Genomic DNA, 24,183 nt, shown 5'->3' on the forward strand with positions numbered 1-24,183 from the left:
GCGTTGATCGATGGGAGTAATCGGTATGGGTGTCAGTTTGTCCAAGGGTGGCAACGTTTCGCTGACCAAGGCGGCGCCGAACCTCACCGCTGTCGCGGTCGGTCTCGGCTGGGATCTGCGGACCACCACCGGCACGGACTTCGACCTCGACGCCAGCGCCATCGCGCTCGGCGCCGACAAGAAGGTCGTGTCCGACAAGCACTTCGTGTTCTTCAACAACCTGAAGTCCCCCGAGGGCGCGATCGAGCACATCGGTGACAACCGCACCGGTGAGGGCGAGGGCGATGACGAGGTCGTCAACGTCGACCTGGCCAACACCCCGCCGACCATCGAGAGCATCGTCTTCCCGGTCTCGATCTACGACGGCCTCACCCGCAACCAGTCCTTCGGTCAGGTCCGCAACGCCTACATCCGCGTGGTCGACCAGGCCAACGGCGAGGAACTGGCCCGCTACGACCTGTCCGAGGACGCCTCGACCGAAACCGCCATGGTCTTCGGTGAGCTGTACCGCAACGGCGCCGAGTGGAAGTTCCGCGCGATCGGCCAGGGCTACGCCTCCGGCCTCGAGGGCATCGCCCGCGATTTCGGCGTCAACCTCTGATTCCCCTCCCGCACGGGGCCGCACGGCGCGGCCCCGGGCGGTTGATCGGGTAGTGCGCTACGCGCGCGAGGGCGGTGAGTCCGCCGCACGCTGAAGTGCATGACTATCGAGAACTCTTTCACCCATACCGAGGCCACCGGCGAATTCCGCTCGGGCCCGGAGGCAGGCGCCAGCCCGATCGGCAGTGTCGGACACGGTGTGCGCGAACTGCGCTACGCGGCGGTCGACGAGCTGGCCGTCTTCGAGGGCGACATCGTCCTCGGCACCCTCGCCGAGATCGACGAACGCCGCAGACTCGAAGGCATCGTCGTCACCGGCGGGTTCTTCCGCTGGCCGGGCGCGGTGGTGCCGTTCGAGATCGATCCGGGTCTGCCCGCCCCGCACCGCGTGCACGACGCGGTCGCGCAGTGGCACGAGCGGACCAGGATCCGCTTCGTCCCACGCACCGCGCAGCACCCGGACTTCGTACGCTTCGTCCCGAGCACCGCGAGCCGTTCGGCAGTGGGCAGGCAGGGCGGTCCGCAGACGATCGAGCTCGCCGAGACCGCCCCGGTGGGCACCGTCGTGCACGAGATGGCGCACGCGCTCGGACTCTGGCACGAACAGAGCCGACAGGACCGCGACGCCTTCGTCGAGGTGCGCCTCGCGCATGTCGACCCCGCGCACCGCCACAATTTCGCCCAGCACATCACCGACGGTGACGATGTCGGCGGCTACGACTTCGGCTCCATCATGCATTACCCCACAACGGCTTTCAGCGTCGACGGCAGCCCAACGATCGTCGCGCGCGTGCCGTTGCCGCCGGGCACCGGCATGGGCCAGCGCACCGCGCTCTCACCGGGCGACGTAGCCGCCGTCCACGCCATCTATCCCGGCTGAGCCGCGGGCGCGCGGAATTCGAGTGGTGCACTACTCGTGTCCACCACCACCTCCGGCGCCCACGCTGACAACACCAGCACACACTCCCCGGGCGAGGTGACCCCCATGGATACCGAGAGCGAACGCACCGACGCATGGCGCGAACAGATGGACGCCGCATCGCGGCGGTTCGCCGACACTGCCGAGCAACGCGAAGAGGTAGAACGCAGACGTGCCGCCACCGAGTCGGTGGTCGTCGACACGAAAGAGCAGATCGTGGCCCGCGCCGACCGATTGCTCGTCACCGGGGAGGTGCCCGCCACCGCGGTGATCGAACTGGGCAGGCACGACCCCGTCGACGGCATCGGCTCCCTCGAGCGGGTGATCGGCTTCGCCAACGAGTTACAGGCGGTGAACTTCCTGACCCGTGGGGCCCGCGCGGCGCAGGCGGTGGCCCGGATCTCGCTGAACGACAACGGCCGCCAGATCCCCGTCGGCACCGGCTCGATGGTGTCGCCGCAGCTGTTGCTCACCAACAACCACGTGTTGCCGACGGTGGCGGATGCCGCGTCGGTGGTGGTCGAGTTCGGGGCCGAGGTGGCGGCGAACAACGTGCCGGGCCCCACGGTGCACTACCGGCTGGCGCCCGAGGACCTGTTCGTCACGAGCGAGCACCTGGACTACACCCTGGTGCGGGTCGCACCGAATGCCGACGGTTCGTTCGCGGGTGGGGAGTTCGGCTGGAACAAGTTGATCGCCGAGCCGGGCAAGATCGTGATCGGTGAGGCGATGAACGTCGTCGGGCATCCCTCGGGCAGGCTCAAGGAGATCTCGATCCGCGACAACCGCCTCGACCTGCAGCTCGAGCACTTCCTGCACTACCACTCCGACACCGAACCGGGTAATTCCGGTTCGCCGGTCTTCAACGACCAGTGGGAGATCGTCGCCCTGCATCACGCCGGCGTGCCGAAGAAGGACGACAAGGGCCGCGTGCTGCGCAAGGACGGCAAGCTGTGGCAGCGCGGCGACGGTGACGACGCCATCGAGTGGATCGCCAACGAGGGCACCCGGGTGAGCGTGCTGCTGCGCGACCTGGGCTCCCGCAGCTTCGACCCCGTGCAGCGCGCCCTCCTCGACGAACTCGGGCCGACCGCCGCTCTGCCTGTCGTCGAGACCGTGACAAGGTCTGTGCCACAGCCTGTTCCGGTACGGGAGAGCACCGTTCGCGGGCTGCGCGGACGACCGGTCGGGGCGGCCGGCCGCAGCGTGCTGTTCCTGCACGGTCGCGGTCAGCAGGGTCGTGACCCGGCCGAACTGCGCCGCACCTGGACCGCCGGGCTGAACAAGGGACTCACCCTCGCCGGCCTCGGCCCGCTCGACCCCGCCGACGCGTACTTTCCGTTCTACGGTGACCGGCTCGTCGAGAGCATAGACACCCGCGAAGCCGTCGACACCGGCCCCGCTCTCTACGAAGAACTGGTCGCCGAGGCCGCCCAGCGCGCGGGGATGCCGACCGACCTGCCCGCCGACCCGCAGACCCGTGAACTGTTCGGCGGTTTCGGTGCGGTACTGCTGGACCGCTTGCACGACCAGCTCGGCTGGATCGCCGCCCGCAGCGGACTCGATTCGGCGCTCATCGGCGCCATCTTCAAGGACGTCGCCGCCTATCTCGACGACGAACGGGTCCGCAAGAGTGTGCTCGACGCGGTGCTGGCCGACGTGCCGAGCGGTGGTGAGCTGGTCCTGGTGAGCCACAGCCTCGGTACCGTGGTCGCCCTCGATCTGCTCACCCAGCTGCCGCAAGAAGTGAACGTGCGCATGCTGGTCACCGCGGGCAGCCCGCTCGGCCTCGACGGGGTGTACCGCAAGCTGCTCACCGGTGGGGCGAACCGGCCCGAGCGCGTCGGCGAGTGGCTCAACACCTGGTACGCGGGCGACCCCATCGCCATCGGCTGCCCGCTGAGCCGGGCGTGGGGTGCCGGGCTGCGCGAGGTTCCGGTCGAGAACCCCAAGGAACGCGCGCACGACATCGCGGAATATCTCGCGCACGCCGCCGTCGCCGCCACCATCGGCGGCGCGCTGTCCGCATAACTCTCACGAAGGCAGGTGCACCATGACACTCGAACTCGGCGACCACGTCTGGTACTGGAACGGCCGGATGTCGACGGACAAGAACATTCCGCGGGCGCAATGGTTTCCCGGCACGAACCCGCACGATCCCACCGACTACGGCGGACACGGCAAGGAGATCTTCCACTACGTGATCCATGCCGACGAAATCGCCCGTGGCCGACCACATATGCGTAATCACGAGGGCAGTTTCGCCTGGCTGAACAACAATCCCGGCAATATCACCGGTGTGCCGGGCGGCCCCGACTACGGCCAGTACCCCGGCAAGTTCAACTGGCACAATTTCCTAATCTTCCCCTCCTGGGGCGCCGGGTATTTCGCGATCGCGCAGCTACTGCGATCGGCGTCGTATCGCGACCTGTCGATCCTCGACGGTTTCGCCCGCTACGCTCCCGCCTCCGACGGCAACGATCCCGCCACCTACGCCCAAGCGGTCGCGAACGCGCTCGGCATCTCCGTCGACACCCGCCTCGGAGATCTCGACGACGATCAGATGCGGGTGGTGCAGGACAAGATCCAGGAGATCGAGGGCGCGGTGCCCGGTGCCAGCCTGGCCTGGGATTCGGAAGAGGTACCACCCGAGATCGCCGCCGAGTTGCCGGCGTTCCGGCGGGTCCGCCGTCCCCGTGCGCTCGCCCGCGGGGCGTTCACCGTCGACATCTCCGCCCCGGTCGACCCGTCGGGGTACACCCAGGCGCACGGCGGCCCCCATCAGGGCGGGCATCAGGGACCGAACTGGTACATCGAGTACGGCATGGACCTCGGTGGCGTGGCAGGCACGCCGGTGTTCGCGGCCTTCGACGGTCACATCACCCGGTTCACCGCGCACAACCCGGCCGCCGACAGCGGAAAGGTCTACGGCGCACAGATTTTCGTGCGTGCGCCCAACGACATGATGGGTGGTTTCTACACCCACCTCACCGATGTGCCAGCGGGCCTCGGACCGGGTTCGACGGTCTCACGCGGCGACTTCCTCGGCGCGGTGCTCGGATTCGGCGGTATTCCGCCGCATCTGCATCTCGCGCTGGTGGAGATCATCGGCGGTGCGCCCGGCGGCCAGTATGTCGGCGTCGATCTGTACCAGACCCTTCTCGCGCTCGAGACTTCCGAGCCGGGGTCGGTGGTGACGGTGACCTTCGCGCAGAACGGGTCGGCACCGGGCGAGGGTCTGCGTGCCGGGCCCACCGAATCCGTGCCGGTCGGTTAGCGCACGGGTCAGCGGAGGGACGACCGATGCGCTACGTGCTGCTGATCCGCCCCGAGGACCACCTGGTGCTCGGGGTGCGCTGGACCGGGTGCGCCACCGACGGCACCGGCATGCTCACCGCTGGTGACAACGCCCAGCTCACGGTGCTGTTCCCGCCGCAACACGTGGGGGAGGAGTGCTCGCCACCGTTCTCGGACGCACCATTGGTGCTGGCGGCGGGGACGACCGGGGCATCGGTACCCGGTTGGCGCGGGGTGCTCGCCGGTCCGAGCCGGATCGTCGTGGGGGTGCCATCGGGGCAACGAATCCCCTTGACTGCCCAGGGGATTCTGGATGCGGTGGCCACCGTGCCCTTGGTCGTCGACCCGGGCGCAACCGCCATAGAGATTCCCTGGCGCACCGTCCTCGTGCCTGGTGGCAGGATGGCGCGAGAGGTTTCGCGCAGCCGTGCGACCCCAGCTGATGGGGCGCTACCCAGTGCGGGGTCGCTGCCGGAAACTTCCCCGACCGCTCCCGACAGAGGCAGCGCCGGGCTCGCCGGTCGTGGCCCGAGTAGGTCCGGTGACGACTCGGTCGTCTGCAGACACACCGGTGCCACCGCGCCGAACGGAGTGCGTGGGCTCTGGCGCACCAGGCTGGTAGCCGCGGAAGCAACAGAGGCAGTGACTCTTTCGGATGCCCGGTTGTCGGTGCGCGTGGTCGACCACGACATCGCGAACAGCCTCGATCCCGACTTCGGGCCCGACAACTCCCTCGGCACCCCGCGCGCGACGCGCACCCGCCTGGTGGCCGAGACTGCGACCAGCCCAGCCGACGCCTCCCGCCTGGAGCTGAGCTCCCTCGGTGCCACCCTGCACGTCAAGGGCACCTGGGCGGCGTTCGAATGGGAGCAGCGCGCGGTGCTCGGCCGGGACATGCTGGTGCGCACCCGATTCGAAGGAGCGCTGTACCCGCTGGGGCATCGTGCCGAGTACCTCGAGATCGTGACCAGGGAGTTCGACGCGTCGACCGGTGGGGCGGCGGTGCTGCGGCGGATCGGGGTGCTCACCGTTCTCGAACCGGTACGTCACCCGCCCGACGACCCTGCCCTGCGCCGCCGGTTCCCGCTCGGCGCCGTGGAGATAGCACAGACGATCTTCACCGACCTCGAATCGCCGAATGCCGGGGGCTGGCAGTTCACGGGTCTGCCCGGGGTGGGTGAACAGGCCACGCACTTCCTGCCGACCACGATGGCCGGGTTGCCGGTGCGGTTCCCGATCCGGTGTGTCACCGCGACGGGGGTGGTGACGTTCGGGGTACCGCTGCTGTTCGTCGCCGAGATCGACCTGGGTACCGGCACCTCGCTCACCGATCCCGGTCTCGCGCAACGGCTTCATGACGACTACGGCACCGTCTCGGTGTCGATCGCACCGACACCGCTGGATCTGGCCGGGGCCGGTGGCCGTGGTCGCGGCGACATCCACGAGGTTCACGGCTTGACCCTCGCAGGCCTGGCCGAGCATTCCCCGGCCGCCGGGTACCGCGCCGGGCTCACCCAGCTCGACATCGCGCTGCCTGCCCTGCGGGTGCTGCGCGGAGACGACCGCCGCACGTCGGTTCGCCTGGCGGAGAACTACCTACGCGACGGCACCGCCGACGTGCTCATGGAAATGCTGCCGGACCAGGCCCGCGATATCGACTTCGCCGGCGACGCCGCACGCTCGGGTGGTCTGCTCACCCCCAAGTACGTCGCCGACGCTATCTCTCGCACGCTCGGCCCGGTGAACCTGCGGGCACTGCCCAACCCGGCGACCGGACTCATCGACCCGGTTGCCCTGTTCCCCTCGGATCAGGCCCAGCTGCTGGGCTTTTTGTTACGCACCCTGGTGACCCAGCTGCGACTACCACCAGAGATCACCGCCGTACCACGGGTCGGCGCACCACCGGAAGTCCACATGAACTGGCGCGATATCGCCCTCCGGTCGGTCGGCACGTTCGTCGCCGGACCGGGCACCCGGCTTGACCTGACCATCGTCGCAGCGCCCGATCGAAACGAAACCTGGTGCACGGTCAAGGAATTCGCCCTCGAACTACCGCCGGGCCCCAAGCGGGTGCTGCGCCTGAGCTTCGCGGCTCTGACCTTCACCCAGCGCGGCGGCGCCGCACCCGAGGTCACCGTCGACGGCCTCCGGGTCGAGTTCGTCGGCGCCCTGAATCTGCTGAAGGAACTCCAGGATCTGGTTCAGCTGGGGGACACCGGCAAGATGCTCGACGTCAGCGCCCGTGGCATCACCGTCCGCTACGCCCTGCCGTTGCCACCGGTCACCGCCGGGGCGTTCGTGATGCGCAATATCGCCCTCACCTCGGCCGTCGACATCCCGTTCGACGGCAGACCGGTCGGGTTCACCTTCGGTTTCGCCAGCCGGGCGAACCCCTTCCAGCTCGCGGTGATGATGTTCGGTGGTGGCGGCTACCTCGAGATGCAGCTCGACGGCGACGGGCTGCGCCGCTTCGAAGCGGCCCTGGAATTCGGGGCATTCGTCGCCGTCGACTTCGTCGTCGCCTCCGGTGAGGTGCACGCGCTCGGCGGCGTGCGGTTCACCCTCGAATCCGACGGCGCGGTCACCCTGTGCGGGTACCTGCGCATCGGCGGCTGTGTCGAGGTCCTCGGGCTGATCAGCGTCTCGATCGAACTGTGCCTGTCGCTGACCTACCGATCCGAACGCAACGCCCTCGTCGGCCGCGCCACCCTGGTGATCGAGGTCGACCTCACCCTCTGGTCCGACAGCGTGGAAATCGACAGCGGCGAATGGGTGCTCGCGGGCGGGGCGGCTCGTAGGCCTGCACTGCGCGACCGTGACACCGCACTGGCTCAGTGGCTCGAATACCGGGCCGCCTTCGCAGGAGTAGGGCAATGAACGAAGCCGAGCACTTCCGGGTAGTCGCCGATGTGGCATTGAACCACCCGGTGAGCCGGGTTGCGGTGAGCCGCGACGGCCGGCGGGTATTCGCGGGCACAGGGTGGTCGCTGTTCGGGAACGACGGCGGCGGCACACCGGGATCGAGCATGGTCGACGGAACCACGGGACAGGTGCTCTGGAGCAATGCGGGGGCCAGATGCTTCGATGTGGTCTTCACACCCGACGGCGAGTCCTTCGTGTTCACGGGTGTGAACGACGCCGAGGAGCGGTGGGTGTCGCTGTTGCGCACCGCGAGCGGCGAGGAGGTGTGGTCGCACCGGGGTGGCGGTTTCCTCGAACTCAGTCCGGACGGCACCCGACTCGCCGTCATCGGGATACTCGACGACGGCGCGGGCGGCGAGTTCGCACAGAACATCGTGTTCGACGCGGCGAGCGGCGCGGTGCTCTACCGGCAGGGAAACTCCATGACTCGGCCCCGATTCCGGTCCGATTCGACGCTGCTGTGCACAGGATGCCCCTCGCTGGTCGACCTGGCGACGGCAACGCCGCGGTGGCAGCTCGGCGATCACACGAACATTCCGTCGGCCGCCGACTTCACCCCCGGCGGTGACGGCGTGATCTTCGCGAGCGCCACCTGGGGCACCATCACCACCTACGAACTCGAGGTCGACGCGACCGGCGCCGCTGTCGCGCGCGGCGCCGTCGACGCACCGGAACTGGCGAACATCAACACCTGGTTCGAGAGCCTGTTCTACAGCCCCGGTCGCGAAACCCTTGTGCGCGTGGGCAACAACGACATCGCTCTGCTGTCGGTGATCGACGGTGGCGTGCGCAGGACGCTGCCGGTTCCGGGGAACGGTCCGTTCGCCGGTGCGTTCCTGCCGCGCGGCGAGCGGCTCGCGGTGAACGTCGCGATCCCGCCCGCGACGGACCCGGCCGGGGTCAGCGTCATCGAGACCACCGGCGAGTCGGTGATCTGGTCGGATCCGGGGCGCACCGTGTGGCACCTCGCGGTCACCGGTGACGGCACCGGGCTCGTCACCGGCGGTGAGAGTTCGGTCCGTGTCTACGAATTGGGCACCCCGGCGCGGTCCCGGCGTGACTGCGGCGCCCGCATCGGCGCCGTGGCCGCCAGTGCGGGTGCGGCCGGAATCGTCGCCGCCGCGGCCGAAGCGAAACTCGTCGTCTTCCGCGCCGCGACCGGTGAGCTGATGCTCGAACGGGTCCACCCCGGTCCGATCGGCGCTGTGGCGGTGAGTCCCGACGGACACGGTGTAGTCACCGGCAGCAGCGACGGCCGGTGCAGACACTTCGACACCCTGACCGGCGCCCGGTGGACCGCGCGCCACAACGGGGCGGTCAACGCGGTGGCCTTCAGCGACGACGGAACCCGAATCGCCACCGCGAGCGCCGACCGCACGGCCCGCTTGTTCGACCGGGTACCGGGTGCCGATCCGGAGAATGTCACCGAGCTGTGGTCGCATCAGCATCCACTCGCCGTCACCCATGTGGTGATCGGTCCGGCGGCCGCCTGGGTCGCCACGGTGGCCCTGGATCGCAAAGTGCGACTCCTGGCCGGGACCACCGGAACCGAAGCGCATCCACCGTTCGAACACGACGCCAAGATCCGGGGGTTGTGTGCCCGCGCGAACACGCTCGTCACCGCGAGCGAGGACGGCAGCACCCTGGTGATCGATGTGTCGACCGGGGTGCGGCGCCTGCGGATCGAGCACCCGGGACCGGTGACGGTGCTCGCCCTCGCACCCGATGCCGGTCTGCTCGCCACGGCGCGCGGGCAAGTCCTCGACCTGTGGCGTATCGACGGTGAGCGGGAGGTCCTGGTGCACCGGCTCACCGCGCGGGCCACCGTCAACGACCTGGTCTTCGCGGCGAACGGCACCCTGATCGTGTCCGCCGACGACCCGGTCGTCGCCGTGATCGACCCGGTCGGTGGACAAGAAATCGACCGTTTCCTGCAGCCCATGCCGATGAGCCGGCTGGCCGCAGGTGCCGACGGCCGGGTGGTCGTCGGCGCCTGTGCCGACAACGTCGCGCGCGTGTACGAGGTGGACCATGAGTGAAATGCTCTGGGTGGCAGTGCCTTCCGGACGGGACGGCGCCGAACTGGCCTTGCGGGTACTGGTCGTCCCGAGGCTCGCCGAAGGCACCCTGGTCGACTTCGGACTCGCGGACTGGCCGTCACTGCTCAACGATCAGACCGGTTTCGAACTGCGCGTGCGCACCGATGCGGGGGAGCGGGTCGTCGCCGCGACGCCGCGCCTGGTCGTGCGGGCCCGTTCGGAGCTGTGGCACGAATTCTTCGGTGGCGAAGCGGGTTTCGTGCGCCAGTGGGAGGAGCGCACGGTGCGCCCGCCCCAGGTGTCCGACACGGCGGCGACCGCGACGAAGGTCGCCGCGACCTTGCGCACCGTCACCCGCGCCGGCGCCGAACGCCCATCGGAGGAGACCGAGGCGGCGGTGCGCGAGCAGATCGCCACCTGGGACGGCACCGCCACCCCACCCGTCCCCGACGACAACGAACCGCCCCCGCCGCTCGTCGCCGACTTCCACCGCACGGTCGCCAACCTGCGCGAACACCCGGCGGTACTGCTCGAGCTCGGCCTCGTCTTCGAACTTCGCTGTTCCGCGACCGACCTGCCCGAGGGCAGCGCGCTGCTGAGTGTGCGCTGCGTCGACCCGCCGTTCCTGCGCAACCTGGTCACCACCCCGTGGACCCGATACGAACTCACCGCGACCGACTTCCGGCCCGCGCCCGATCCCGCGGCGTCCTCCGGCATCCGCGCGGGCATGCTCGACCTGTCGGACTCGGTCTCGCTCACCGACCCCGCCGCGCCCGCCACGCAGCGTGGCTGGGCCATCGCGACTTTCGACATCGACGGTGGTGCCGACGGTTTCCGCCAGGCCGCCCACGACTTCGCCGCCAACACCCCGGCGAATCCGGTGTTGCCCCCGGTCCGCTCCAGCGGCATCACCCTGCTCCAGCCCGGCCGCGGCCGGGCGTACCGCGCTCGTAGCGGCGCCGGTGCGCGACGATCCCGCGACCTCGGTGACGCCGTGTTCACCGCCGAGGACCTCGTGCTCGGCTACCGCGTCGACATCCGGCGCGAGGGCGCCCCGTGGCTGTCGGTGTGCGCCCGCGATGCCGGCTACCGCGTGAACGGTGTCGATATCGTCGCGGGCCGCGAGGAGGGGCATGTGAAACCGTTCGCCGCCGTTCGCGGCGCGGACGGGCAGCTGCGCGCCGACGAGGTGGTGTTGCGTTGGGACGGATGGAGCCTCGCGCTTCCGTCGCCGAACCTGCGCGGCGATACGAGCGGGCCCGCGCGTAACCCCGCGCAGCCCTTGCCTTTCGACTTCACCTGGAACTACACGGTGCCGCCGCGCAGCATGCCCGCGCTGCGTTTCGCCGACCTGTACCAGGTGCGGGTGCGCATCGCCGACATGGCCGGTGGCGGGCTGACCACCGCCGAACTGGACGACGCCACCGTGGCGAGCACGGCGGTGAGCTATCTGCGGCACGACCCGGTGCCGCCGCCTCAGGTGCACGGGCCCGCCGCGCTCGCGGCAGGCGCGGCGGTCACCCGACTGGTCATCCGCAGCGATGCGGATCGCGGCGTCGCCGACCTGCACGCCGAGAACCCGGACTACCCGGTCCGCGACACGCGTGTCCTGCGCGCACCCACCGCCGCGCTGTCGCTGGTCGAACAGCACCGCATGCTCGACGAACGCACCGACGAGGAGTCCTTCCAGCTCGCCCAGCGGGCCATGGACACCGACGGTAGCGGCGCGGGCCTGCCCGACCCGGTCGCCAGCGGGGTGCGTGCCCAGGTCCGGGCAGGCGAGGCGGGACTGGTCGCAACCATCGGCGACCACAGCGCCTGGTCGCCCGCCTGGCCACAGTACGCACCCAAAACAGTGGAACTGCACGACAACCCGGGTGCCGAACCGATCACCGTGCGCTGGAACGGTGACGTGCTGAGTGTCGGGCTCGCCCAAGGCAAACAGGCCAGGATCGAGCTGAGCTCCACTCTGGACGGCGAACTGTCCAATCATCTGGCCATCAGCGACGCCCTCGCCGGCGGTGCGGGGGAACCGACGATCTCGCCCGACAGCACCAAGCTCGGCCGCAATCCCGCCGTCACGCCCCCGGTGCGCATCGAAGTGGTACACGCGGTGAAACGTCCACTGCGCGAGCCTGTCTGGGAGCTGCCGGAGGAGGCGGTCCATCGGGAACCGAACGACCCGACAGCGTTGCTCACCCCGATGTTCACCGACACCGGTCTCGATCCGCACAGCACCGGCCGCCTCCGGTTCTCCGCCGCCTGGACCGACGTCACCGACGCCGGAACCCTCGCAACCACCGCACACACCCCGACCACACTCACCGATGTCCACAGCCAGGTCGTCGAGCCCGGTGAGATGCCGACGGTGCGGTTCCGGCACGAATTCGGCGACACGCGCCACCGCACCATCACCTACACCCTCGAGGCGGTGAGCCGTTACCGGCAGTACTTCGCGGCCACCGATCCCGAAGCCGACTTCGCCGTCGCCCGCGCGCAGGCCCCGGTCGTCGTCGCCTCCAGCGCCCGACCGACGGCACCGGTGGTGCTCGGGGTCGTCCCCGCCTTCGCGACGCGCGTCGCCAGGACCGGCGCCGATCGACTCGAATTCAGCAGGGACAGCGGCCGCATCCGGGTCGAGCTCGCTCGCCCCTGGTACGAAACCGGCGAGGGGGAACAAGTGGCAGTGGTGCTCGCGCCGACCACGGATCCGACTCCGACGGTGGCCGCCACCGTGAGCCGGGCCGGCCGCGACCCGCTGTTCGGTACACCGGATCTGCCCTCGTTCCCGCAGCTCTCGTGGTTCCCGGCGGCCGTCGAACCGGGGGAGGTGATCATCCCCGCGCTCGGTGAGTTCGTCGCTGTCGCACCACATTCGGTGTCACCCGGAGGTGACCGGTGGTTTGCCGACGTGGAGATCGCTGTGCCACAGGAACATCAGTCCTATCACCCGTTCATCCGGCTCGCGGTCGCCCGCTACCAGCGACACAGCCTCGACGGAATGAGCTTGTCACCGGTCGTGGTCACCGACACGGTGCCGTTGCTGCCCGACCGGCATGTGGTCGTCGATCGGTCGGGGAACGAATTACGCGTCGGTGTGGCGGGTACGTCACCGAATCCGCTGAACCGGTTGGAGCTGCGCCTGGAATCCTGCCCAGCGGGCCTCACACCGGAGGCGGTCGACCTCGTCGTCGACGATCCGGCCGACCAGCAGGGCCTGGCGGTGTGGCGGCCGGTCGGCTCGTCGGTCGAACGGGCCGAGGACGGCGGCATCGCGGCCCTGATGCTGCCCCCGACCGCCGATCATCTGCGCCTTCGCCTGTGGGAAACCGAGAACCTCGTGGGACCGGAAGCCGCGGAAGTGCCCGCTGAATTGCGGATGCGCACAGTCTTCGTCGCCACGATGATGATCCCCCCGGAGTGGTATCGAGTGTGAGAGAGGTGCGGACGCCACCCCGCACCTCCCACTTCTCACGGCGTGAACGGCCGTTGTTCGAGGAAATCGGCACCCGCGTTGAGCGGGTACAGGTTCGGCACCTGATCCGGCGGCATGATGTTCATGATCTGCCGATGGAACTGGGTGTACCCGCCGGCGAAAGCACCGTTGGCCCACACCTCGAGCAGCGACCCCGTGAACTGGCCGTTGACCGGCCCGTCGTAGGACAGCTGCGAATCCTGGCAGCCCGACAACAGCACCACGCTCGCGCGCAGGTCCGAGCGTGACTGCGGGCCGCTCAAACGCTGCACGAACGAGTACAGCTGCCTGCGCCGCTTGTTGTCCTCGGACTGCACCTCTCGCGGCATCGCCTTCGGACTGCCCTGCACCACCGTGGGCGCGGCCGGTGCGTCGGCGTAAGCGCGCTCGGCCACGTCGGCGATGGCCGCGCGGCTGTCACGGGTGAAGGCGTCGCGCACCACGGTGCCGCTGTGACAGCTGTCCGAGCACACCACCACCCGCACACCCGCCGTGAACTGACGCCACATCTGGAACAGTTCGTCGTCGACGATCTGGCGGTCGAAGGCCACCCAGGTCTCGTCCTGATTGTCGTCCTCCTCGCCGTCGACGTCCCACGCCTGACCGCCGTGCCCGGAATAGGTGATCAGCACGAGATCACCCGGCTGCGCGTTGGTCGCGAGCTGACCGATCTCGCCGATGATCGCGAACGAGGTGGCCGCGCTGTCGAGCAAGGTCACCGAAGTGGCGAAGCCTTGTGCGGCGGCCAGTGCCGCCATGGAATTCGCGTCGTTCACGCAACCCGCGAGTGCGCCGTCCCAACCGCCATAGGCGGCGGGATCGACCCGATTCAAACCGATGTGCAACGAATATCCGCTCACTGCCGTTCCTCCATCCGAGCCGGAATCGTCGAAAGTCGCCGAATTATTCGGCGCTTCTCATCCTCGGGATGCGGCGCCGCCACCGATAGCGTGGCGGACTACCCGAATGCGGCGGGACGCAGTGGGGTAGTGGATTACGCATTCGGCGGGCCGGGTCCGCGCGCGACCATTGAGGCACAGAGATTTTCCCGCCGAGAAAGGGCAGAGAAATGTTGCAGGAAGACAGCAGTGACGCGGTCGTCGCGGCGAGCGCGGACACCGTGGAAGACGCGGATTTCGAGTCGACCAAAGCGGGATACTCCGCCGTCGAGGCGATGGGCACCCGGGCCATCGGGGAAACGAACATCACCTCGATCTTCTGGGCACAGCAGGGGTTGCTCACCCACGGCACCGGCGCCTGGGTATTCGGTTTCCCGAATGCGACGGTACGGGCCGACAGTCAGGTCTCGGTGAGCCTCACCGAGCGGGACAACAACGGCACCCCGTTTCTCGGATTGGCGACCACACAGGTGCTGAATGTGGTCCCGCACGCCGACGGCACCATTTCGGTGCGATATCACGTCGGCTGGAGCAGCAATATCAGGGTGCTGTTCAATTTCATCATCGTGAATTGAACACCCGGCAGTGTCGCGGTACACCGGGCCGGGCCGACAGCGTGGTCGGTTTCGGGTCACCGGTGTTCTGCGGCAGTCGCGGCAGCGGTTGTAGCCGACAACGAGGTCGATCGCAGGCGGGCCACGACGTCCTGCCGTCTAGGGCCTCGGTCGTGTTCGGGCCGATGCGGCGAGAACCTGCTCGGTCTTGGTGGCGCCTGTCGCGATCGCCAGACCGAGCCCGTGTACGGCGTCCTCGAGTGCCTGTTGCGCGGCGGCTGCGCGCAGATGCAGGTCGACGGGCGAATCTCCGGGTGCCGCGCTGATTTTCATCGCGAGCTCGAGCAGGTCGAGGTCACCCGTCCGCCAACGCTCGACATCGGCGTACAGGGCGCCCAGCGCGACACCGGTCCACCGCAGAGCGGTCACCGGGCCCCGCGCACGCAGCCGGTCGACCGCGACACCCGGTGGCGTGCAACTCACCAGAAACTGTCGCTGCGCGGAGGCGAGGGCCTCGGTGACATCCACCCCGCGATCCACGAAAGCACCGACCGAACCGGCAGGCCACCCACTGATCGCCGACGCCGACAACATGCGCCGGGTACCGCACCAATCGCGTTCGATGCGGTACCGCACCCCGTCGTCGAGGAACGGGCGTGCCCAGCGGCCGGTCAACTGGGCGGGCGTACACGGGCGCAGCTTCACGGTGAGGTCGTCGTCGGCGCCGCTGCGCAATCGGATGACCATCCGCCCTGTCAACAGGTCCGGTGAGCCGGCCAGGGTGGGTTCGGCGAACCAGATGTCGCGGACAGCGGCCGCCGCCGAATCACAGCCGAGGTGTCGCAGCGCAAGCGCGACATCGGTGTCGAGGTTGACCTTGATTTCGATCGGCGTGATCACCCGGAGCCCCTTCGGTCGCTGGTAGCGGACACGACGCGATGTCCACGGATCAGCCTCGCCCACCCCGGCCGGGCCGCGCGCGCGTAGTCCGCTACCCCATCACGGCGCGCTCCGCTCACCCATAACGCTGAAGTAGTCGACTACTCGTGACAGCCCGGTGGGTGCGGCGGACACTGGGTCGATCCGGTCCCGTACGCGTGGAGTTCGTGGAGGTTCCCGATGGTCGACGCCACTCACCAGACCAGCGCGCGTGACACCGCGCTCGGCCGGTCACGCATCACGAACGCCCTGGTCGCGGCGGCAGAAGCCCTCGATCGCCGCGTCGGCTGGTCCCGTTTGCCGACACCACTCGGTCTTGCCGTGCTCGTCGGATTACGGGCCGGACTGCGGGCTCGCAACCTCTTCGACACCGGCCCGCACCCCGACGGTCCCCTCCCACCCGGCAGGCCCGACGAGCACCGCACGCGCACCCTGGACGGCACCTACAACACCCCTGGCGACCCGCGCGCGGGTTCGATCGGCTGCCGATTCGGCCGCAACATTCCCCTCGATCACACCCGCCCCGAGGACAGCGCCCGGATCCTCGACCCCAACCCCCGCACGGTCAGCACCGCGCTGCTCGCCCGCGACGAGTTCCGGCCCGCAACTACCTTGAACCTGCTTGCCGCGGCGTGGATACAGTTCGAAGTACACGACTGGTTCAGCCACCGACCCGCCGATGCCGAACCGTTCACGGTCACTGTGGCCGACGGTGATCGGCCCGAACCCACGATGACCATCGCGCGCACCGCAACCGTGCCCGCACCCGATCCCACCGGCCCACCGACCTTCGTCACCGGCGAATCGCACTGGTGGGACGCCTCCCAGATCTACGGCGGCACAGCCGAAGCGGCGGGCCGTCTGCGCTCGGGCAAACTCGGTCAGGTCATCATCGACGAACTCGGACTGCCACCGCTGGACGCGGAGAACCTGGTGGCCAGATCGCCCGCCGCCGCCAATGCCTGGGTGGGGCTCGCGCTGCTGCATTCGCTGTTCCTGCGCGAGCACAACGCGATCTGTGAGCGCCTGGTCGCCCGCTATCCGGACCGCCGCGACGACCAGTGGCTCTACGACACGGCCCGTCTCATCAATGCCGCCCTGATCGCCAAGATCCACACCGTCGACTGGACACCGGCCGTGATCGCCCACCCCACCACGGTCGCGGCCCTGCGCGCCAACTGGTTCGGATTGCTCGGGGAACGGATAGCGCGCCGCTTCGGCAGGCTCGTCGACAACGAAGTCCTCTGCGGCATACCGGGTTCGGCCTGCGAGGACCACGGCGTCCCGTACTCGCTGACCGAGGAATTCGTCGCCGTGTACCGGATGCATCCGCTGATCCCCGACGAACTGACCGTGCGCAGCCTCGCCGACGACAGGGAACTCGCCCGCTTTCCCTTCCCCGCACTCGGAGTGCGCCACATCCGTCAGCGCCTCGCGGAAACCCCGATGGACACGTTGCTGTATTCCTTCGGCCGGGCCAACCCGGGTGCGCTCACCCTGCACAACTACCCCGAGCACCTGCGACGCCTCGATCGGGGCGAGGACCAGCCACTGGACCTGGCGACCATCGACATCCTCCGTATCCGGGAACGAGACGTGCCGCGCTACAACGAGTTCCGGCGCCACCTGCGCCTGACCCCCGCGCGCTCGTTCGACGATCTCACCGATGATCCGCGCTGGGTGCGTGAACTCGCCGAGGTGTACGACACCGTCGACGATGTCGACCTGCTGATCGGCCTCTACGCCGAGCCCAAACCACCCGGCTTCGGCTTCGGCGACACCGCGTTCCGGATCTTCGTGCTGATGGCCTCGCGCAGGCTCTCGGCCGACCGGTTCTTCACCACCGACTTCCGGCCCGAGATCTACACCGAGGCAGGTATGACCTGGGTGCGCGACAACACGATGCGCACCGTGCTGCTGCGCCATTTCCCCACCCTCGCCCCTGCCCTGTCCGGCGTCGCGAATCCCTTCGCCCCGTGGAGGTCCCGATGACGACCTACCTGCGCTACCGCGACGATCTCGAACACCCACGTGCCGACGAGGAACGCGATATCGACCGGATCATCGCGGTACTGCGCACCAACAACGAACGCGCTTTCCGCAAGTACAAGCGGGGCCTGCGCGACGCGCACGCCAAAAGCCACGGCATCCTGCGCGGCGAACTCACCGTCCATGCCGGCCTGCGATCCGAACTGGCCCAGGGCATGTTCGCCCGACCCGCCACCTATCCGGTGATCGCCCGGTTGTCGAGCACCTCCGGAGCCATCCGCAGCGACCAGTTGCGCGGCGTACGCGGGCTCGGCATCAAGGTGCTCGGTGTGCACGGCCCACGCGCACTGCCCGACGACGATGCCACCACCCAGGATTTCATCATGGTCACCCATCGGGAGTTCCTCTTCGCCGACGCGCACGCCTACCTCACCAAGGGAATGCCGACGGCCTGGGTGCTCGCCCGGCTGCCCGATACCGCTCTGCGGGCGGGCAGCGACCTGATGGCCGCGCTCGACACCCACGTGCTGCGCCGCGTCGGCAAGGGCGTGCCGCCCAACCTCGCCGTCTTCGTCGCCCCGAACACCCATATCCTCGGCGAGACGTTCTACACCTCGGCACCGCTGCGTCACGGCGACTACGTCGCCAAACTGCTCTACACTCCGGTGTCGCCGGAAGTCGTTGCACTGCAAGGCCGCCCGATCGCGACATCGGCGGGCGTGAATGCCCACCAGAACTCGGTGATCGACTTCTTCGCCAATCACGGCGCCACCTACGAACTACGCGCCCAGCTGTGCACGAACATCACCAGCATGCCCATCGAAGACGCCACCGTCGACTGGCCCGAAACCGAATCCGCGCACGAAACGGTGGCGACCCTGCGCTTCGATCGACAGGATCCCTACACACCGCAACGCCGCGCCTACGGCGACGAGGTGCTCTCGTTCAACTCCTGGCGCGGGCTCGACGCGCACCGGCCCCTCGGCTCGATCAACCGGCTCAAGAAGCGGGTATACGAGGCATCGAGCAACTACCGCCACGACGTGGGCAACGCACCACGCATCGAACCACGCGACGCCACCGAGCTGCCGCCGTGAGCAGCGCCGCTCCCACCCGTTCCGCGTCACCGCCCGGCGCGTTTCGTTGTGGCGTCGTCGCAGGACAACTACACTTTTCGCCCATGGGCGGACTGTGGCAGCTGCTCGATCGCCCCAACGAGTACGAGGCTGTCCACCGCGCGCTGACGAGCGGCGAAACCGGTGGCGTGGTTCTCGTCGGCGCGGCGGGCGTCGGCAAGACCACCCTCGCCCGGCTCGTCACCGCCGCTCTTCCCGACCCCGTGCGCTGGGCGGCGTGCACCGCCTCCTCACAAGCCATCCCACTCGGCGCCTTCGCGCCCTGGATCGCCGCCTCGGCGTCACGCGACCCGCTCGCACTCCTGCATTCCGCGCGCGAGAACCTGCTGACCAGGCCCGGCACCGTGCTCGGCGTGGACGACGCCCACCTGCTCGACACGTTGTCGGCCACCCTCGTGCACCAGATCGCCGTCGACCGGGGTGCGCGCGTCGTCGCCACGGTCCGCAGCGGTGAACCGGTACCCGACGCGATCACCTCGCTGTGGAAAGACGGCTACCTCGAGCGAATCGAGCTGGCGCCGTTCACCAAACAGCAGTGCATCGACCTGGTGCAGACCGTGCTCGGCGGAACACTCGAGGGGCTCAGCGCCGATGTGATGTGGGAGTCGTCCGGCGGTAATCCGCTGTTCCTGCGCAATATGGTCGAGGGCGCGGTCGAGGCGAGCACCCTCACCGACGTCAACGGGGTCTGGCAGCTGCGCGGGCCGACCGCGGTGCCGTCCGGGCTCGTCGCGTTGCTCGACGAACGACTCACCAGGGCAGGCAAACCGGTGCTCGACGTGTTGGAGATGCTGGCCGTCTACGAGCCGCTCGACATCGACATCCTCAGCGAACTGGTGGGTGTCGAGGCGGTCGACGCGGCCGAATCGACCGCGCTGATCCGGGTGTGCAGGCACAACGGTGCCGTCGATGTGCGGTTCAGTCACCCCCTGCTCGGCGAGGTGGTGCGCCGCCGCGTCGGCACCGCGGCCGCGCGTGCCCGCCGCGGACGCCTCGTCGATACGCTGCGCGACCGGGATCTGAGCACACCCGCGCATCGCATCCGGTTGGCCAGATTGTGTGTCGACAGCGACCGGCCCATCGACGTCGACCTGCTCGTCGACGCGGCCAAAGACGCTGTGGCCCTGGCGAATCTGCCGCTCGGCGAGCAGCTCGCCCGGGCCGCCTGTGAACGCGGCGGCGGGCTGCGTGCCGCTGAACTGCACTCGCGTGCGCTGCTGTGGGAGGGCAGGCCACGCGAGGCCGATCGGATCCTGGCCCGCTTCGACCCCGACCGGCTCGACCCCCTGCAACTGGTCCAATGGGGAGTGCTGCGAGCGAGCCTGCGCTTCTGGTCGCTCGGCGATGTCGAACACGCCCGCGAACTCGTCGACCTGCTGCGAACCCGGGTCGAATATCCCGCGCTGCGGTTGACCGTCGACGCCGCGGCGGCGGCGATGGCCGTCCACGAGAACCACATCGCCGAAGGCATCGACGCCGCGCAGCGGGTACTCGCCGATCCCGAATCACCGCGTCAGGCAGTCGATTTCGCGGCCTTCGCGCTCGGCCTCGCCCTGCCGGTCGCCGGTCGGGGCGCCGACTTCGCGCCCATCGCGGCTCGCAGCCGCGCTCAGCAGAAGGCGACCGACGGGCTCATCCGGGTGATGGTCCGCTACGGCGACGTGCTCGCCCTCACCACCATCGGCGACCTCGATCTCGCCGAACAGCGGGCCACCGAATACCGGGAGTTCTCCTCGGCCGGGCAATTCGCCGGCTGGGCGGTGGCCCGCATCGCCGCCGGGGTGGTCGCCACCTATCGCGGCCGGTTCCGGGACGCGATCACCGCCTTCGAACAGGCATTGGCCGCGCTCAATGCCGAGGCTTCGCTGCCGTGGAAACTGCCCGCGCGATTGCTGCTGGCCCGCGCCTACGCGGCACTGGGGGAGGTGGAGAACGCCGAGCGCGTGCTCGGTGACGCCGATGAACACCGGGGGCCACATATGGCCTTGCACGAACCGCAGCGCGTCATCGCCCGCGCCTGGCTCGCGGCCGGCGAACACCGACCCCACGCGGCGGTAGAGCTGGCCCGCACGGCGGCCGATATCGCCCATCGCGCAGGCCAATTCGCCGTGGAGGCCGAGGCACTGCACCACGCGGCGCGCTTCGGTGACCGTACGGTGGCCACCCGGCTCACGGCTCTAGCCGCCCGCGTCCAGGGCCCGATCGCCGGCATCTACGCGCGACACGCGACGGCGCTGGCCAAGGCCGATCCCGGCGCCCTCACCGAGGTGAGCGAGGAACTCGAGGCCGCCGGCCTGTTGTTGTCGGCCGCCGACGCCGCCGCCCAAGCCGTCCCCATCTACGACCACGCCGGACGACGCCACCCCAGCGCCGAGGCCGCCGCCCGCGCCTCGGCTCTCGCCGCCCGCTGCGACGACGCGGGAACCCCCGCCGTCACCGCCGCCGCCCGCCCACTCCCCATCACCGAACGCGAACGCGAAATCGCCGCCCTGATCGCCCGAGGCCTGTCGAACCGAGCCATCGCCGAACGCCTGTGCGTCTCCATCCGCACCGTCGAAGGCCACATCTACCGCGCCTGCATAAAACTCGACGTAGCCGACCGAGACCAACTCGCCCGCCTGATCCGCAGCCGCTGAGACCGCTACGACTCGACCCGGATGATCGACGGGAGCCGCAGCGTCACCGAACGATTCGGCGGCCGGCACCGCACTGCGGTGATGATGTCGAGGTGGGGCACCGCCCGGCTGTGGGCTACCAACTCGGCGCCGCCCGGATCTACCAGGGCTCAGGGCATTTCGATCGTCTCTGCTCGAGCTATTTCGTTGATGGAGCGAGTAATGCTGTCCTCGGTGGGGATCCGGGTTGCTTCGGCCAGGTGGGCGATCAGGAGGACGGCGGCAGGGTGGGGATCGGTCGGTGGGTGGTCGGGGTGCTCGTCGATGCCGAGGGCGCCGGTGAGTGCGGTGGCTACGGTGGTCGGGTCGAGAGTGGGAAGCCAGGGGAGCGAGTGGCGGAGGACGTCGGTGAGGACGGTGCGGATGTCGTCGGCGGCGAGGCCGTCGGGGTGGGCGGCCTCGAGGAGTTCGCGGATAACGGCCGACGCGACGATGGTCACCTGGTCGGTCGGGAGGTCTGCCAGGTCACCGAGGTGTTCGCGGAAAGCGGGTTCGTCTCCTGCTCGCGCGGCCTCGACGGATGCCGCGACCGTGGTCGCGATGGCACGAGCCGACCTGGGCCAATCGGACGGCCACATGGTGCTCCTCACAGGGCGGGTCGCGCACGGCACGGCGCGGGTTGCCCCAAGCCTACGGACCCACGCCACCACCCTCGCCGCGAGCACCGAGGAGGAAGCGCACCGCCGAACCCGCAGTCTCAAAATCAAATCTCAGAACATCACATTTTGAGAATCCGGTAGATCGTCGCCCGCGAAACACCGAACTGGTCGGCGAGTTGCTCGGCGCCGACTCCGGATCGGTGGAGTTCGCGCGCCTGCCCGGCCTGTTCCGTCGTGAGGGCCGCAGGTCGCCCACCATTACGCCGCCGAGCCGGGCCGCGAGCTCGCCCGACGCCCGGTTCTCCGAGGAGTGCTCGCGCACCGTCCAGGATCAGGGCACGCAGCCGTTCGATCGGTGCGTCGCGGAACAGCACCACCGGATCGGCGAGCCCGGCGACGACCTGACACGCCCGCACGCGCTGTTCCAGCCCGGCTCCCGGTCCCGCCACGAGGTCGTTGGCCAGCGCGATCGCCGCCCGGAAACGGTCGGCGATCGGCGCCTGGACGAGCAGGCTCATGTCTTTGACGAGCATGGTGAGTGTCTGGCGGTGCCGCAGATGCACATCGACATACCCCTCGATGGTCCGCCACCGTACGTCCTCGGCATCGGTGCCGGCCTCCGCCTGGGCCAGGGTCGCTTCCAACTCGTCCAGCAGGGGAACGGTGAGCTGGTGCAGGATCGCCTCTTTGGAGTCGAAGTGGTAGTAGAGGGCGGCCTTGGTGATGCCGACCTCGTCGGCGATGGCCTGCATCGAGGTCGCCCGGTAACCGCGCGCGGCGAACAGGGAACGCGCGGCAGCCAGAATTCGCTCGGATGTCATCGCACCACTTACCTCGGGTCAGTCCGGACGCTACGATTACTTACCAAGAGTCAGTCTAGCGAGGCGGGAGCAAGTCCTGTGCGAACCCGAGTGTCGTTCCCATCCGGAAACAGCCGGTGCGTCGGCTACCTGGAGCTCCCCGAGGGCGGGAGATCGCTGCCCTGTGTCGTCCTGTGTCACGGTTTCAGTGGGACGATGGACCGCCTGTTCGACCACGCGCGACAATTCGCCGAAGCGGGCTGGGCCACACTGGTTTTCGACTACCGGAGCTTCGGCGAGAGCGAGGGTGAGCCGCGGCAGGTCCCCGACATCGGCGGACAACTCGACGATCTGCGCGCCGCGGTCGCCTTCGCCCGCGCGCACGACCGCATCGACCCCGAGCACATCCTGCTGTGGGGCAACTCGCTCGGCGGCGCCCACGCGATCACCGTCGCCGCCACCGACCCGCGCATCGCCGCGGTCGTCGCCCAGATCCCGTTCAACGGATTTCCCGAGAAGGTCGAGGGCCGCACGGTCGCCGACAACCTGGCACTGCTCGCCGCCATCATCTGGGACACCGTGCGCGGCAAACTCCGCATGCGGCCCTACTACATCCGGATGGTCGGCGCACCGGGCGAACTCGCCGTCACCGCCTCCGCCGACGCCGAGCGGCACATCGCCACCCTCACCGGCGGCGGCGAAACGCTCTGGCGCAACAGCATCGCTCCGCGCGCCCTGCTGTCGATGATGCGATACCGCCCGGCCGAGTCCGCCGCGCGCCTCACCTGCCCGCTGCTCGTGTGCGCCGCCGCCGACGACCGGGAGACACCCCTCGACACCAGCCGCGAGCTGGCAGAACGAGCACCCGACGGCAGGTTGCGCGTCTACCCTGGTACTCACTTCACCTTCTACACCGAACCGGCGCTGCGCACCCGCGTCGTCGCCGATCAGATCGAGTTCTTCCGTCAGGCCTGCGATCGGGTGTGACGTGCAGGGTTGGCGCTGATCACACCGGGTATCCGCGGGGTACCCCTGAGTGGGAAGGATGCGATGACGATGCGCGGACGACGTAACCGCCGTGATCGAGAAGTACGCGAAGTACGAGAAATCCAGGCCCGACCACCTCATCAGACCGTCAAGTCACTGTTCTCGCTGCTGGTACTCGCCTGGCTGCTGGCCGGGCTGGTCGCGGCGTTCCAGCGGGACTACTTCACCGACACACCCACCAACTGCGGCGACTGGGGGACCATCGCGCTCACCGTGGCGGCGGGTCCGCTGAACTATCTCGGCATGAACCCCAAGGTCGGCGAATGCCAACTGCCCGAACCGAGCCAATGACC

At 69.0% G+C, this 24,183-nt stretch carries 17 protein-coding genes; 13 read left to right on the plus strand and 4 right to left on the minus strand.

Annotated elements, in window-relative coordinates; translation table 11 throughout:
• The first annotated feature begins 25 nt into the window (after positions 1 to 25).
• The 7 genes from HYG95_RS06730 (at position 26) to HYG95_RS06760 (ending at position 13,213) form a co-directional block, all read left to right on the plus strand.
• Entirely contained in the window at positions 26 to 601 is a 576-nt protein-coding gene (locus tag HYG95_RS06730; RefSeq protein WP_067489596.1) for a TerD family protein, read from the plus strand.
• Positions 602 to 700: 99 nt separating this feature from the next.
• Positions 701 to 1,480 (plus strand): M12 family metallopeptidase, encoded by a 780-nt coding sequence (locus HYG95_RS06735; RefSeq protein WP_181697124.1) that lies wholly within the window; start codon positions 701 to 703, stop codon positions 1,478 to 1,480.
• 105 nt (positions 1,481 to 1,585) lie between these two features.
• A complete protein-coding gene (locus tag HYG95_RS06740; protein WP_255495032.1) occupies positions 1,586 to 3,550 on the plus strand; it encodes a serine protease in 1,965 nt (654 codons plus the stop codon).
• Positions 3,551 to 3,572: 22 nt separating this feature from the next.
• Positions 3,573 to 4,796 carry a peptidoglycan DD-metalloendopeptidase family protein gene (locus tag HYG95_RS06745; protein ID WP_181697125.1) on the plus strand — a complete coding sequence of 408 codons (1,224 nt, stop codon included), beginning with the start codon at positions 3,573 to 3,575 and terminating at the stop codon, positions 4,794 to 4,796.
• Between the two features lie 26 nt (positions 4,797 to 4,822).
• Positions 4,823 to 7,693: a hypothetical protein gene (locus tag HYG95_RS06750; protein ID WP_181697126.1), complete on the plus strand. Its 2,871-nt coding sequence runs from the start codon at positions 4,823 to 4,825 to the stop codon at positions 7,691 to 7,693.
• Entirely contained in the window at positions 7,690 to 9,777 is a 2,088-nt protein-coding gene (locus tag HYG95_RS06755; RefSeq protein ID WP_181697127.1) for a WD40 repeat domain-containing protein, read from the plus strand. Before HYG95_RS06750 ends, HYG95_RS06755 begins: the two co-directional genes overlap by 4 nt.
• Positions 9,770 to 13,213 carry a hypothetical protein gene (locus HYG95_RS06760; RefSeq protein WP_181697128.1) on the plus strand — a complete coding sequence of 1,148 codons (3,444 nt, stop codon included), beginning with the start codon at positions 9,770 to 9,772 and terminating at the stop codon, positions 13,211 to 13,213. The genes HYG95_RS06755 and HYG95_RS06760 overlap by 8 nt, the downstream gene beginning before the upstream one ends.
• A 35-nt stretch (positions 13,214 to 13,248) precedes the next feature.
• On the opposite strand, the gene HYG95_RS06765 is transcribed toward HYG95_RS06760, so the two are convergent.
• A complete protein-coding gene (locus HYG95_RS06765) occupies positions 13,249 to 14,112 on the minus strand; it encodes a caspase family protein (RefSeq protein ID WP_181697129.1) in 864 nt (287 codons plus the stop codon).
• 209 nt (positions 14,113 to 14,321) lie between these two features.
• Here HYG95_RS06765 and HYG95_RS06770 point away from each other — a divergent pair, with 209 nt between their 5' ends.
• Positions 14,322 to 14,726 (plus strand): hypothetical protein, encoded by a 405-nt coding sequence (locus HYG95_RS06770; protein ID WP_181697130.1) that lies wholly within the window; start codon positions 14,322 to 14,324, stop codon positions 14,724 to 14,726.
• A 138-nt stretch (positions 14,727 to 14,864) separates the two neighbouring features.
• Here the strand turns inward: HYG95_RS06770 and HYG95_RS06775 are convergent, their stop codons facing one another.
• Positions 14,865 to 15,605, minus strand: a complete 741-nt coding sequence (locus HYG95_RS06775; protein WP_181697131.1) for a hypothetical protein — start codon at positions 15,603 to 15,605, stop codon at positions 14,865 to 14,867.
• A gap of 219 nt (positions 15,606 to 15,824) precedes the next feature.
• Here HYG95_RS06775 and HYG95_RS06780 point away from each other — a divergent pair, with 219 nt between their 5' ends.
• From HYG95_RS06780 to HYG95_RS06790, 3 genes are all read left to right on the plus strand, one after another.
• Positions 15,825 to 17,636 carry a peroxidase family protein gene (locus HYG95_RS06780; protein ID WP_181697132.1) on the plus strand — a complete coding sequence of 604 codons (1,812 nt, stop codon included), beginning with the start codon at positions 15,825 to 15,827 and terminating at the stop codon, positions 17,634 to 17,636.
• A complete protein-coding gene (locus HYG95_RS06785) occupies positions 17,633 to 18,730 on the plus strand; it encodes a catalase family protein (RefSeq protein ID WP_181697133.1) in 1,098 nt (365 codons plus the stop codon). Before HYG95_RS06780 ends, HYG95_RS06785 begins: the two co-directional genes overlap by 4 nt.
• Positions 18,731 to 18,813: 83 nt before the next feature.
• On the plus strand, positions 18,814 to 21,405 hold the full coding sequence (locus tag HYG95_RS06790) for a LuxR family transcriptional regulator (protein ID WP_181697134.1): 2,592 nt from the start codon (positions 18,814 to 18,816) through the stop codon (positions 21,403 to 21,405).
• 149 nt (positions 21,406 to 21,554) lie between these two features.
• Here the strand turns inward: HYG95_RS06790 and HYG95_RS06795 are convergent, their stop codons facing one another.
• Both HYG95_RS06795 and HYG95_RS06800 read right to left on the minus strand, forming a co-directional pair.
• Positions 21,555 to 22,022, minus strand: a complete 468-nt coding sequence (locus tag HYG95_RS06795; RefSeq protein WP_181697135.1) for a hypothetical protein — start codon at positions 22,020 to 22,022, stop codon at positions 21,555 to 21,557.
• 140 nt (positions 22,023 to 22,162) lie between these two features.
• A complete protein-coding gene (locus HYG95_RS06800; RefSeq protein ID WP_181697136.1) occupies positions 22,163 to 22,864 on the minus strand; it encodes a TetR family transcriptional regulator in 702 nt (233 codons plus the stop codon).
• A gap of 90 nt (positions 22,865 to 22,954) precedes the next feature.
• Between HYG95_RS06800 and HYG95_RS06805 the strand changes: the two genes are divergently transcribed.
• Positions 22,955 to 23,830, plus strand: coding sequence for an alpha/beta hydrolase (locus HYG95_RS06805; protein ID WP_370465712.1), 876 nt, complete (start codon positions 22,955 to 22,957; stop codon positions 23,828 to 23,830).
• 69 nt (positions 23,831 to 23,899) lie between these two features.
• The gene (locus HYG95_RS06810; protein ID WP_370465704.1) at positions 23,900 to 24,181 is read left to right on the plus strand and encodes a hypothetical protein; all 282 of its coding nucleotides are present in this window, start codon (positions 23,900 to 23,902) and stop codon (positions 24,179 to 24,181) included.
• The last annotated feature ends 2 nt before the right edge of the window (positions 24,182 to 24,183 follow it).

The sequence above is a fragment of the Nocardia sp. GTS18 genome, assembly GCF_013839555.1.
Classification (GTDB): domain Bacteria; phylum Actinomycetota; class Actinomycetes; order Mycobacteriales; family Mycobacteriaceae; genus Nocardia; species Nocardia rosealba.